Annotated in this window: 12 protein-coding genes; 11 read left to right on the forward strand and 1 reads right to left on the reverse strand. The window is 51.8% G+C overall.

Features of this window, described 5'->3' with window-relative positions; genetic code table 11:
• Positions 1-990 precede the first annotated feature (990 nt).
• The 5 genes from AYI96_RS00060 to ompW all read left to right on the forward strand — a co-directional run bounded on the left by AYI96_RS00060 (position 991) and on the right by ompW (position 5718).
• Complete coding sequence (locus AYI96_RS00060; protein WP_039032769.1) at positions 991-2565, forward strand: cytochrome ubiquinol oxidase subunit I; 1575 nt, start codon at positions 991-993, stop codon at positions 2563-2565.
• Between the two features lie 16 nt (positions 2566-2581).
• Positions 2582-3721 carry a cytochrome d ubiquinol oxidase subunit II gene (gene cydB, locus AYI96_RS00065; protein WP_039032770.1) on the forward strand — a complete coding sequence of 380 codons (1140 nt, stop codon included), beginning with the start codon at positions 2582-2584 and terminating at the stop codon, positions 3719-3721.
• A 12-nt stretch (positions 3722-3733) separates the two neighbouring features.
• Entirely contained in the window at positions 3734-3847 is a 114-nt protein-coding gene (gene cydX / locus AYI96_RS00070) for a cytochrome bd-I oxidase subunit CydX (protein WP_039032771.1), read from the forward strand.
• A 66-nt stretch (positions 3848-3913) separates the two neighbouring features.
• Entirely contained in the window at positions 3914-4540 is a 627-nt protein-coding gene (locus AYI96_RS00075; protein ID WP_256213879.1) for a nucleotidyltransferase family protein, read from the forward strand.
• A gap of 497 nt (positions 4541-5037) precedes the next feature.
• Entirely contained in the window at positions 5038-5718 is a 681-nt protein-coding gene (gene ompW, locus AYI96_RS00080; RefSeq protein ID WP_071475960.1) for an outer membrane protein OmpW, read from the forward strand.
• A gap of 100 nt (positions 5719-5818) precedes the next feature.
• Here the strand turns inward: ompW and AYI96_RS00085 are convergent, their stop codons facing one another.
• Positions 5819-6565 (reverse strand): SDR family NAD(P)-dependent oxidoreductase, encoded by a 747-nt coding sequence (locus AYI96_RS00085; RefSeq protein WP_039032773.1) that lies wholly within the window; start codon positions 6563-6565, stop codon positions 5819-5821.
• 117 nt (positions 6566-6682) lie between these two features.
• Between AYI96_RS00085 and AYI96_RS00090 the strand changes: the two genes are divergently transcribed.
• From AYI96_RS00090 to AYI96_RS00115, 6 genes are all read left to right on the forward strand, one after another.
• Positions 6683-7096 (forward strand): YbaY family lipoprotein, encoded by a 414-nt coding sequence (locus AYI96_RS00090; RefSeq protein WP_071475959.1) that lies wholly within the window; start codon positions 6683-6685, stop codon positions 7094-7096.
• 51 nt (positions 7097-7147) lie between these two features.
• A complete protein-coding gene (gene metA / locus AYI96_RS00095; RefSeq protein WP_071475958.1) occupies positions 7148-8092 on the forward strand; it encodes a homoserine O-succinyltransferase in 945 nt (314 codons plus the stop codon).
• A gap of 362 nt (positions 8093-8454) precedes the next feature.
• Positions 8455-9636 carry a thiolase family protein gene (locus tag AYI96_RS00100; protein ID WP_144360742.1) on the forward strand — a complete coding sequence of 394 codons (1182 nt, stop codon included), beginning with the start codon at positions 8455-8457 and terminating at the stop codon, positions 9634-9636.
• 125 nt (positions 9637-9761) lie between these two features.
• Positions 9762-11255 (forward strand): CoA-acylating methylmalonate-semialdehyde dehydrogenase, encoded by a 1494-nt coding sequence (locus tag AYI96_RS00105; RefSeq protein ID WP_025009786.1) that lies wholly within the window; start codon positions 9762-9764, stop codon positions 11253-11255.
• A gap of 123 nt (positions 11256-11378) precedes the next feature.
• Positions 11379-12536, forward strand: a complete 1158-nt coding sequence (locus AYI96_RS00110) for an acyl-CoA dehydrogenase family protein (protein ID WP_025009787.1) — start codon at positions 11379-11381, stop codon at positions 12534-12536.
• Positions 12537-12573: 37 nt separating this feature from the next.
• Positions 12574-13347 (forward strand): enoyl-CoA hydratase, encoded by a 774-nt coding sequence (locus AYI96_RS00115; protein WP_039032778.1) that lies wholly within the window; start codon positions 12574-12576, stop codon positions 13345-13347.
• Positions 13348-13350 lie beyond the last annotated feature (3 nt).

Consider the following 13350-nt stretch of genomic DNA (forward strand, 5'->3'; position numbering starts at 1 on the left):
ACGGTAATCTCTTTTTATTAATTGCAGATATGAAAAAGCCCCATAGGGTTACCTACGGGGCTGTTTTGCGCTAACAAAACTTCAAGACAAACAATTGTTCAATTGTGATTAATAAACCAGTTGAGACTTATAAAGTTCAGCAAAAACAGGCTTATACCAGTTAACCAGACGTTCGAAAAATTTTTTCATAGCAATATCTCCACACAAAGTTCAATCATTGTGCGCGGAGGAAGGTCTGCAGATATCGATATCGACCGACCTGAGCGTCTCCTTAACACAGGCTATATAGTAGTCAATTACATCGAACTTATCAAACGAGAAATAATACATAATAAGATTAGTAAAACTAATCCGATTTATGGCTGTGTTTTTCGTTGATTTTTATATGTTTAATTTTGTGTATGTAAAACAGTTATTTATTCCTGGTTGTGTGTGGGGTTTTATTTTTGTTGTTAGTATATTTAACTTTCGAAATTGTTAAAAAGTTTGTTTTATCAGGTTTTTGATTAAATCTTGGTGAAGCTTCCAAAAGTTGTTGTTATATCATATTGAAGTAAAGTGTCTAGCACATATCTGGTGATTGGTCAATGTATTTTATTGGTGCCTGTGTCCCTCACCGCAAAACCCAGCTAAAGGCCGGAGTTTGATTGATTTGCGTCAAATTCAAGTGGTATAAAATCAGGGCAAATCTTAGCTGAACTAATAGCGCAAGTGACTGATATTAAATAATTTGCAAATATTGGAACACTGGCAAATGCTGATGCTGATCGCATAAGTCTGCAAAAGCGTGATTCGCCTCTCGCTCTGGCTGGAAAAAGCCGATTTTTGAGCCTTTGGAAAGCTGGGGAGAGGCAAGGCGGATCATTTGGGTGGTTTATCCGGATATCCGGGTAGATAAGAAATTAATGAACTAAGCTATCCAACTCACCACCCGCTGTCTTTGATGGGGATCTAAAGGCAGTGGGCGGAGCACCATGTAAGGAGTCACAAATGATAGTTGAAGAAGTCGTCGAGCTATCGCGCTTTCAATTTGCGCTGACAGCCATGTATCACTTCTTGTTTGTTCCTTTGACTTTGGGTCTGGCCTTTCTGCTGGCAATCATGGAATCACTTTATGTGATGACTGATAAGCAGATTTATAAGGACATGACCAAATTCTGGGGCAAGCTTTTTGGTATTAACTTTGCCCTGGGGGTTACCACAGGTCTGGCAATGGAGTTCCAGTTTGGTACCAACTGGTCTTATTACTCACACTATGTGGGTGACATTTTTGGTGCTCCTCTCGCCATCGAGGGTTTGATGGCATTCTTCCTGGAATCCACTTTCGTGGGTATGTTCTTCTTCGGTTGGGACAGATTCTCCAAGCGTCAACACCTGGCAGTAACCTGGTTGGTGGCCTTGGGAAGTAACTTGTCTGCGCTGTGGATCCTGGTTGCCAACGGCTGGATGCAAAACCCTGTGGGTAGCGTGTTCAACTATGAAACCATGCGTATGGAAATGACCAGTTTCGCAGACGTGGTACTTAACCCTGTTGCCCAGGTTAAATTTGTTCACACTGTGGCCTCCGGTTATGTGGCCGGTGCCATGTTTGTTCTGGCTATCAGTGCCTACTACATCCTCAAGAAGCGTGACTTACCTTTTGCCCGCCGTTCTTTCGCTATTGCAGCTAGCTTCGGTATGGCTTCTATCCTGTCCGTTATCGTTCTGGGTGACGAATCCGGCTACAAGGTTGGTGAAGCTCAGCGGGTTAAGCTGGCAGCAATCGAAGCTGAATGGCATACAGAACCTGCTCCGGCAGCCTTTACTGCCGTTGGTTTCCCTAATCAGGAAACTATGCATACTGACTATGCCATCAAGATCCCATACGCCATGGGTATTATCGCCACTCGCTCTATTGATGAAGAAGTGACAGGTATCAAGGATCTGGTTGCCGAGCACGAAGTTCGTATCCGTAACGGTATGAAGGCATATGCTCTGCTTGAGCAACTGCGTGCTGCCAAGGCCGACCCTGCTATTGAAGAAGACCCTGCGGTTCGCGCAGCCTTTGAAGAGCAGAAAGTTGACCTGGGTTATGGCCTGCTGCTGAAGCGTTACACAGACAAAGTGGTTGATGCCACCGAAGAGCAAATTAAGGCTGCCGCGCTGGATTCTATCCCAAGTGTTGCACCACTGTTCTGGACTTTCCGTATCATGGTTGCCCTGGGTGTTGTGATGTTGGTGGTGTTTGCTGCCGCATTCTGGCAGAGCACTCGTCACCAGATTGAAGAGAAGAAGTGGGTCCTCAAGGCCGCGCTTTACAGCTTGCCTCTGCCTTGGATTGCCATCGAGTGTGGTTGGTTTGTCGCTGAGTATGGTCGCCAGCCTTGGACCATTTCAGAAGTGTTGCCGACCTTTGTGTCTGCATCCAGTCTGACCGTGAGTGATCTCTGGTTCAGTATCATCAGCATTACTTTGTTCTACACTGTGCTGCTGGTTATCGAACTCTTCCTGATGTTCAAGTTTGCGCGCCTGGGTCCCAGCAGTCTCAAGACCGGCCGTTATCACTTTGAAAAACTAGAAGCCTGAGCAGAGGGATTTCATTATGTTTGATTATGAAATAGTAAGATTTGTCTGGTGGTTGTTGGTTGGCGTTTTGCTTATTGGCTTCGCTGTGACCGATGGCTTTGATATGGGGGTTGGTGCCTTGTTGCCAATCCTCGGTAAAGACGACACTGAACGTCGGATCATGATTAACACGGTTGCTCCTCATTGGGATGGTAACCAAGTATGGTTGATTACCGGTGCCGGTGCTTTGTTCGCCGCTTGGCCAACAGTTTACGCCGTATCATTCTCCGGCTTTTATGTCGCCATGATCTTAGTGTTATTGGCGCTGTATCTACGTCCTGTGGGTTTTGACTATCGCTCCAAGATAGAAGATCCACGCTGGCGCAAGAGCTGGGACTGGGCCTTGTTTGTGGCCGGTTTTGTACCGCCACTCATCATAGGTGTTGCCTTTGGTAACCTGCTGCAAGGTGTACCGTTCAGCTTTGATGAATATATGCGTGCCCATTATGATGGCGGCCTGCTGGGTCTGCTCAATGGCTTTGGCTTGTTGGCCGGTCTGGTCAGTGCCTGTATGTTCATGATGCAGGGTGCTTGCTGGCTGCAGATGAAGACCGAAGGTGAGCTACGCCATCGCGCCGCTGCTGCCGCTCAGTTGACTGCTGTATTGCTGATAGTACTGTTTGGTGCTGCCGGTGTGTGGTTGGCTTATGGCATTGACGGCTATGTGGTGACTTCGGTTCTGGATACTAACGCCGTATCTGATCCAACTCAGAAGACAGTTGAAGTGGTAGCCGGTGCTTGGCTGGCCAACTATGACAAGTATCCAGTGACTATGCTGTTCCCGGCTCTGGGCCTGTTGGCTCCTGCCTTGGTACTGCTGACCAGCCGTTTCGGCCGTAGTGGTTTCGCCTTCCTGTTCAGCTCACTGGCCATTGCCGGTATCATACTGACTTGTGGTGCAGCTATGTTCCCATTCGTGATGCCTTCATCACAGGATCCTAACGTCAGCCTGACCATGTGGGATGCCACTGCCAGTCAGATGGCACTGAACGTTATGACTTGGGTGGCAATTATCTTTGTTCCTATTGTGCTTAGTTATACTTGTTGGACCTACTTCAAGATGTATGGTCGCTTGAATCGCAAGCACATTGAAAACAACAGCGCATCACTGTACTAAGGAGCCTGAATTATGTGGTATTTCACTTGGATACTCGGCATTTTATTGGCTTGTTCTTTCGGCATCATCAATGCTCTCTGGCTGGAAAATACAGAGAACATGGATAGAGATACTGAAGATAAGTGATAGCTTGAGTTAAACTCAAAGGCCTCCGCTCTGCGGGGGCTTTTGTCTTTTTAAGGGGGACTATGGGTGATATACGATGAGTTCGAGCCCAGAGGGTCGCTGCAAGTCAGTGAAACCGAGGCGACTGAGCTGATTGAAAACTGGCTCAGGCAAGACAGGATGCGGATGCAGGCACTTGAGTGTGTTGCAAACCTTGGGCCTATTGATGCCTGGCTGGCGGCGGGGTTTGTTCGTAACCTGGTGTGGGACAAGTTGCACGGCACTGTATCCAGGCTCAGCGATATAGATGTGATCTACTTTGAGCCAAGCGACCACTCGGAAGTCACCGACAGGGCCTATGAGGCCAAGTTGGTCGCCGCGCTCGACTTACCATGGTCGGTAAAGAACCAAGCCAGGATGCACCTTAAAAACAATCATCAGCCCTATGTTTCAGTGTCTGATGCCATGAGTTACTGGCCTGAGCAGCAAACGGCCCTGGCTGTCAGGTTGAGAGCAGGGGAGTTGCAACTGCTTAATCTATTCCCGCTAGGCCCTTTGCTGGCGTTGGAACTCAGCCCTAATCCTAAGAGCACTCCCGGAGTATTCGAGAGTCGGCACAAGGCCAAGAACTGGTTGGCAGACTATCCGTTATTAAAGACTCCGTTATTAAAGACTCCGTTATTAAAAACTCCATTACTCGAAACATTGTTCTAGGCTCACACACTCAAACGCCTGTGGCTCCATTATTTTCGTTGAATCCCTCCTCACTTGAACAATTGGCTTGCCGTTATTGCAGATGAATATCTTCTGTCGAGTGGCCTCCATTTTTGATTTCTGTTCTCAAATATTCGTTGAACTCTCCGATATGTTTTAGTTGAAAATACCGCTTAAATAGTATTTTTCAGCATTTATATCTGACACCAGTTGTTAAGTTTTGGTTGCTTTTCGCTTGGGCGCGTCTGTTCGAAAAATGTACTTTTATTTCACTTTAGGGATAGTGAAGTTTTGAGCTGGCTCACTTAATTTAAAGGTGCAATATCAATAAATCTTTAGTTTGTGTGATCTGTTTCGCGCTTGTGCTATCTCAAACTGGGTATCACTCGAAACGCTTGATGCAGATCAAAAATGTGAAGGGTTAAATCTGGCAGTGTGGCCTCAGTTGTTATGGATGTAATAAAAAACAAAGCGCTGTGTTGTCGCTACGGAGTGAGATGATGAAAAAAAATATCGTATCAGGATTGATTGCCGCCGCCCTTTTTTCTACTGTTGCTGCCCCTGCACTGGCCCACAAGGCCGGTGACTTTATCGTTCGTGCCGGTGCTGTTGTAGTCGCCCCGGATGAATCCAGCCAAAATGTTGTTACCCCGGATCTGGGAAACCTTGGCACCTTTAGTGTGGACAATAACACCCAGTTGGGTCTGAACTTTGGTTATATGCTGACAGATAACTTTGGTATCGAACTGCTGGCCGCGACCCCATTCAGCCATGATGTTTCTCTCGGAGAGCTGGGCAAGATTGCTGAAACCAAACACCTGCCACCTACCTTGGTAGCCCAGTACTATTTCGGTAATGCCGAGTCCAAGCTGCGTCCTTACGTGGGTGTCGGTGTTAACTATACCAACTTCTTCGACAATGAATTTACCAATGATGTCGGTGGCAAACTCTCGGATCTGAGTATGAGTAACTCCTGGGGCTGGGCCGCACAAGTGGGTCTGGATTACCAAATCAATGATAATTGGTTGGTGAACGCTTCAGTTTGGTATGCCGAGATCAGTACTGATGTTAAGTTCAACTATCACTATGGCACCAGCAATAGTGAAGTTGCTGCTGTGACTATCGAAACCGATATCGATCCTTGGGTCTATATGGTCAGCATAGGTTACACTTTCTAACGTCTTCCAAGCCCAAGCTCCCAACCCAAGAGCTCTCAACCATAAAAAAGGCGCCTCCGGCGCCTTTTTTATGGTCAACAATGAGAAGTTTATTTTATCTCTATTGCCCTCTGCGTTTCTTCACCTTCCAGTGGCGGGTATTGTAGATAAACTCAGGCAGTAGTTTGGTGAGCCAGGCAACCGTCGCCCAGCGTTTGGTGACATAGACCCGGCGTTTGCCTTTTTGCAGGGCGCGGATGATTTGCCCGGCTACCACATCTACGGGTGATAACCACAGCTTACTTTGTTGCAGCGCTGCTTTATCCAGCAACCCCAATTGAATATCCGTAATGGTGATCGGTAGCTTGAGCCTTTGAGCATGCATGGACAACCCCTCGAGATAGTTGATTCCAAAGGCTTTGGAGGCATGAAAAGCCACGCTGGGGCCACCGCGAAGACCGGCAATGGAGTTGATGGCAGCGAGTTGGCCATAACCCTGTTCGCGAAACAGCCTGAAAGCTGTGTTGCAGACGGCGGCAAAGCCACGGACATTGACACTGATGATCTCATCTTCAAGCTGCCAGGGCAGATCCGGATGATAGGAGTTGAGTCCGGTATTGACCAACACCAGATGTGCGCCCCCTAACTGTTGCCAAATCTGTTCCAGCTCGGCTATCAAGGTTTGCGGTTTATCTATGTCCAGGCCAAACACTTGAGCCTCGGTTGCCAGGGTGGCGGCAAACTCTTTCAATGAGTCGGGATCCTGTGCCAGCAATGCCAGTTTAGTGCCTTCATCGGCCAGGCGGCGGGCTATTTCACGGCTGAGGAGTGAGCTGGCGCCCACAATAATCGCAGTTGCTTGTGTCATAAGGATATTTGAACTCAAAAATGGAGTCCTATGATAGGATTATCCTCACAGGTTCTCAATGATTAAACTTGGATGTATAGACATCCAGAAGTCTTTGTGTATGATTAGGAGCTAGCAATGAAAATGACAGGCAACTGGCTGCGCATGCCAATGATGGCGGCTGTAGCAGGAATGATGGCACTCACAGGTTGTGCAACCCCGAATGCCACAGTCGAAATTGATGGCGATGTCTGGTACCGCGAGCGCATTGCGCTGCCACCGGAGGCCTTATTGACGGTTCAGGTTCAGGACGTTTCCAAGGCGGATGCTCCGGCAGAAGTGCTGGCGGTTATTCAGCGCGACAGCGTAACCAGTCCAACGCCTTTTAAGTTCATTCTTGCCCGGGATCAGTTCCAGAGTGGCCACAGCTACAGTGTCAGCGCCAGGATCACCCTCAAGGATGACTTACTCTTTATCAATACCCAGGCCTATCCTGTCAATATCGACAAGGTTGAGCCTGTATCAATCATGGTGCAAAAGGTAGGGCGCTAACAGGAATAACGAGCCAAGCGCCTTGCCCTGAAAGTTCAGGAGAGGCGCTTTATGCCCGTAAGAATACCCGATAACCTGCCAGCCGCCGGTGTGCTTGAGTCGGAGAACATTTTTGTTATGTCCGAGAGCCGGGCGGCGATGCAGGATATACGGCCGATGAAGGTGTTGATCCTCAATCTGATGCCCAACAAGATTGAGACAGAAACCCAGTTGCTGCGGCTGTTGGGCAACACTCCGTTGCAGGTGGATATCGATCTGCTCAGGATCCACGACAAAGAGTCGAAACATACGCCGAGCGATCACCTCAATACCTTTTACCGTGACTTTGAAGATGTGCGCCATCGCAACTATGATGGCCTGATCATCACTGGCGCCCCCTTGGGACAGCTCGATTTCGAGGAGGTCACCTATTGGGATCATATCCGCGAGATTATCGATTGGTCACAGGAGCATGTCACCTCGGTACTGTTTCTCTGCTGGGCGGCCCACGCCGGTTTTTATCACCTGTATCAACTTGAGCGCAAGATCCTCACTGAAAAATGCTCCGGGGTATATCAGCATAGGCGTATTCGCGCCCACGTGCCCTTGCTGCGCGGCTTTGATGATGAGTTTTATGCTCCGCACTCCCGTTATGCCCAGATGGATGTGGACGAGCTTAAGGCGCATCCTGAACTGACTGTCCTGGCCGAGTCAGACCAAGCCGGTGCCTATCTGGTGATCAGTAAGGATAATCGCAACCTGTTTGTGATAGGGCATCCGGAGTATCGCAAGTCGACCCTTAAAGATGAGTATCAAAGAGATCTGGCGGCCGGTTTGGCGCCCAAGATCCCGCAAAACTATTTTCGCAACGATGACCCAGAGGCAGAAGCGATTGCCCGTTGGTATAGTCATGGCAGTCTACTGATCAGCAACTGGCTCAACTATTATGTCTACCAGTTGACCCCTTATGACTTATCGGATCTCAGTGCTATTACGCCCTGGGAACAGAGTGGCTGAGCTGTAACATCAAATGTTTTGTTGGCGGGAGTCGCAGTCTTGTGGCTCCTGTCAGGGCTTAGCTCATATCAAGCCAGATGGCGTCAGCCTCTACTGCTTATGCTTCCTTAAACTGATATTTCCTTCTCTAATATTTTCTAAGCCGTAGTGTTTTGGCTTTCTTTCAGGGCACGCGCTGTCATCCTGCTGTAAATCCTCCCTGACAAAAATACCTATAAACAGAGCCTGTATTAGACTAATTATTACTTGCCTTACGTTCGCGTAAACGTCAAAGTGGCAGCAACAGAGTGCAAATTTGCTGCACCTAACACCGCCGGCCTGCTGTTGGGCCGGTGTTTGGGTGCCCAACAAGGGAGTCAACAATGAGTCGTCCTCAGGATATTGTTATCGTCGCCGCCAAACGAACCGCCATGGGCGGTTTTCAGGGCTGTCTTTCCACTGTGCCTTCTCCTCAGCTGGCGGCTTCCAGCATCAAGGCCTTGGTGGAAACTACAGGAGTGAAGGGCGAACAGGTCGATGAAGTGCTGATGGGATGTGTATTGCCGGCCGGCCTCGGTCAGGCCCCTGCCAGACAGGCGGTTTTAGGGGCAGGTTTGCCCCAGTCTGTTGGCGCAACCACAGTCAACAAGGTGTGCGGCTCAGGGATGAAAACCGTGATGCTGGCGCACGATCTTATCAAGGCCGGCAGTGCCAATATCGTGATTGCCGGAGGTATGGAGAGCATGAGTCAGGCGCCATATTTGCTGGATAAGGCTCGCGGCGGCATGCGCATGGGCCACGGCAAGGTGCTGGATCATATGTTCCTCGATGGGCTGGAAGATGCCTATACAGGGGGCGCCATGGGAACCTTCGCCCAGAAAACCGCCGACGATTTTGGCCTGACCCGTGAAGCCATGGACGCCTTTGCCCTGAGCTCACTGGAAAAAGCCAATGCGGCCATTACCTCAGGTGCCTTCAAGGAGGAGATAGTCCCGGTAACCGTAAGCAGCCGCCGCGGCGATACTCTGATTGATACCGATGAGCAGCCCGGCAATGCCCGCCCTGACAAGATCCCGGCGCTACGTCCCGCTTTTGCCAAAGACGGCACCATTACCGCCGCCAACTCCAGTTCGATTTCCGACGGTGCCGCCAGTTTGATGCTGATGAGCCGTGAGCAGGCTGAAAACCTGGGGCTGGCAGTGATGGCTACCATCAAGGGCCATGCTACCCATTCCCAAGAGCCGGCCATGTTTACTACGGCGCCTGTGGGTGCCATGCAAAAACTCTTGGCACAGACCGGCTGGAGCAAGGATGAGGTCGACCTTTTCGAAATCAACGAAGCCTTCGCCATGGTGACCATGTTGGCCATCAGCGAGTTGGGGCTGGATGCCGCCAAGGTCAACGTCAATGGCGGTGCCTGTGCGCTTGGTCATCCGATAGGTTGCTCCGGCGCCCGTCTGCTGGTGACTCTCATTCATGCGCTCAAGGCCCGAGGCCTCAAGCGTGGTATGGCATCGCTGTGCATAGGTGGCGGTGAAGCCACTGCCATGGCGATTGAGATCTGATATCCAGTCGGCCGCGACAGCGGCCGGCAACAAATTAAAGTAATCAACAAGACAGGACACGGCGCCATCAAAAAGCAGCCACAAGAGCTGTAGGTGCGTCGTCCCACTACCTACAAGGAATTCTTATGAGCACACAAGTCAAGCACTACATAGATGGCGAATTCGTCAACGGTTCCGGCAGCAAGCAGATCAATGTTACCAATCCGGCCAACAATGAGACCATCGCCTTTATCAACTGTGCGACCCAGCCGGAAGTTGAGCGCGCCATCGCCAGCGCCAAGGAAGCTTTCAAGAGCTGGAAGGAAGTGGCCGTTTCCGAGCGTGCTCGGGTAATGCTGCGTTATCAGCACCTTTTGAAAGAGCACCATGACGAGCTGGCTACCATTTTGGCCCAGGAAACGGGTAAAACCTTTGAAGATGCCAAGGGCGATGTCTGGCGCGGCATTGAAGTGGCCGAGCATGCCTGCAACATCGCCTCCTTGCTGATGGGTGAAACGGTTGAGAACGTGGCCCGCAGCATAGATACCTACTCCTACACTCAGCCGCTGGGTGTCTGTGCCGGGATTACGCCATTCAACTTCCCGGCGATGATCCCGCTGTGGATGTTCCCGCTGGCTATCGCCTGCGGCAACACCTTCGTTCTCAAGCCGTCTGAGCAGGACCCAATGACGCCGCAGCGTCTGGTGGAGTTGTTTGAACAGGCCGGGGCTCCCAAGGGGGTGCTGCAGCTGGTTCATGGTGATAAAACGGCGGTTGATGTACTGCTGTCTCACCCGGATATCAAGGCGATTTCCTTTGTGGGCTCTGTGGGCGTGGGTCAGTACATCTACAAGACAGGCACTGACAACCTCAAGCGGGTGCAGGCCTTTGCCGGTGCCAAGAACCACTGCGTGATCATGCCTGATGCCAACAAGCAGCAAGTGATCAATAACCTGGTGGGCGCCTCGGTTGGCGCTGCCGGTCAACGCTGTATGGCGCTGTCGGTCGCTGTGTTTGTCGGCGCCGCCAAAGAGTGGATCCCTGAGCTGAAAGAAGCCCTGTCCAAGGTGCGTCCCGGTCTTTGGGATGACAAGGAAGCCGGTTACGGCCCACTCATCAGCCCGGCCGCCAAAGAGCGGGTGCTCAAGCTTATCGCCGAGGGCAAGGCCGAAGGCGCCGAGTGTCTGCTCGATGGTTCCGACTGCACTGTACCTGGTTATGAGTCAGGCAACTGGGTCGGTCCGACCATGTTCGACAAGGTAACCACGGACATGAGCATCTACAAGGAAGAGATCTTCGGCCCTGTGCTCTGCTGTATGGAAGCCGAGTCGCTGGAAGATGCCATTGAGCTGGTTAACGCCAGTCCTTACGGCAACGGCACCTCTATCTTTACTGCCAGCGGCGCCGCGGCGCGTAAGTACCAGCATGAAATCGAAGTGGGTCAGGTGGGTATCAACGTGCCCATTCCAGTGCCGCTGCCATTTTTCTCTTTCACGGGTTGGAAGGGCAGCTTCTACGGCGATCAGCACGCCTACGGCAAGCAGGCGGTGCGTTTTTACACAGAGACCAAAACCATCACCAGCCGTTGGTTCGAGTCTGATATCGCCTCTGGTCCCAACATGACTATCGCCCTCAAATAATAGTGTGAGCCCAAGGGCACCGGCAATGGCCGGTGCCCCTTTTTAATCGCAACAGTAAATAACAAGAGATCCGGCATCACCGGATCACCGCAAGACGCAGAGATCTGCGCACAGGAGTCAAGCATGGATTTCAATCTCAACGAAGATCAGCGCCAATTCGCCGAGCTGGCCCGCCAGTTTGCCGCCGATGAACTGGCCCCATTTGCCGCCAAATGGGATGAGGAGCATCACTTTCCCAAAGACGTGATCCAAAGAGCCGGGGAGCTGGGATTCTGTTCACTCTATTCTCCCGAGTCGGAAGGCGGCATGGGCCTGTCGCGTCTGGATGCCTCGATTATTTTTGAAGAGCTGGCCAAGGGCTGCACTGCCACCACAGCCATGCTGACCATTCACAACATGGCCACCTGGATGGTGACGACCTGGGGCCAGCAAAGTCTGCGGGCCGAGTGGTCTGAAGCACTGACCACAGGCAGCAAGCTGGCTTCTTACTGCCTGACCGAGCCGGGTTCAGGCAGTGACGCCGCTTCACTTGCCACCCGCGCCGAGCGCGACGGCGATGAGTATGTGATTAACGGCTCCAAGATGTTTATCTCGGGCGCCGGCGCCACCGAGCTTTTGGTGGTAATGTGCCGCACCGGTGAGGCCGGCCCCAAGGGAATTTCGGCGATTGCCATCCCGGCTGATGCCAAGGGCGTTATCTACGGCAAGGCCGAGGACAAGATGGGCTGGAACGCCCAGCCAACCAGACTCATTACTTTTGAAAACGTGCGGGTGCCGGTTAATCATCTGTTGGGTGAGGAAGGCCAGGGCTTTACCTTCGCCATGAAGGGCCTGGATGGCGGCCGCATCAATATCGCCACCTGCTCTGTGGGTACTGCTCAGGCTGCGCTTGAGCGCGCCACCGAATATATGCATGAGCGCAAGCAGTTCGGCAAACCACTGGCCGCCTTCCAGGCGCTGCAGTTCAAGCTGGCCGACATGGCCACAGAACTAGTCGCCGCGCGGCAGATGGTGCGTCTGGCGGCATTTAAGCTGGACAGCGGCGATCCCGAAGCCACGGCTTATTGCGCCATGGCCAAGCGTTTTGCCACAGACATAGGGTTTGCCGTGTGTGACAGCGCGCTGCAAATTCACGGCGGTTACGGCTACATCCGCGAATACCCGCTGGAGCGACATTTCCGTGATGTACGGGTACACCAGATCCTGGAAGGAACCAATGAGATTATGCGCCTTATCATCGCCCGCCGTCTGCTGGATGAGCATGCCGGCGAGATCCTCTAAGGCCACACCCATTTAACCGAATTGCAAGGAGTCATTCATGTCTTTTTTGATTGAGCATATCGAAGGCCATACGGCTGTTCTGACCATCAATAACCCACCGGCCAACACCTGGACGGCCGAGAGCCTCAATGAACTGCGCCTCAAGGTGGAAGAGCTCAACAATGATCCCGATATCTATGCCTTGGTACTGACAGGGGAAGGGGAGAAATTCTTCTCGGCCGGCGCCGATCTCAAGCTGTTTGCCGACGGTGATAAAGGCAATGCCGCCACCATGGCACGCTGTTTTGGCGAAGCATTTGAAACCCTGAGCGCCTTTCGTGGTGTGTCTATTGCCGCCATTAACGGCTATGCCATGGGCGGCGGTTTGGAAGTGGCACTGGCCTGTGATATCCGTATCGCCGAAGAGCAGGCGCAGCTGGCATTACCCGAGGCTACAGTTGGCCTGCTGCCTTGCGCCGGCGGCACCCAGAATCTGACCGCTCTGGTCGGTGAGGGCTGGGCCAAGCGGATGATCCTGTGCGGTGAGCGAATCGATGCCGCCAAGGCCCGTGAGATTGGCTTGGTCGAAGAGGTAGTTGGTAAGGGTGAGGCCCTGAGCGCCGCCATTGCGCTGGCGACCAAGGCCGCCAAGCAGAGCCCATCGAGCGTGACCGTTTGCAAGCAGTTGATCCAGGCCGGACGTAATATGCCAAGAGCTCAGGCACTGCCGCTGGAGCGTGAGCTGTTTGTGGCTCTGTTTGACACCCAAGATCAGAAAGAAGGGGTCAATGCCTTCCTGGAGAAGCGCGCAGCCAACTGGAAAAACGCATAAGGA

It is taken from the genome of Shewanella sp. MSW (assembly GCF_007636515.1).
GTDB lineage: Bacteria > Pseudomonadota > Gammaproteobacteria > Enterobacterales > Shewanellaceae > Shewanella > Shewanella indica.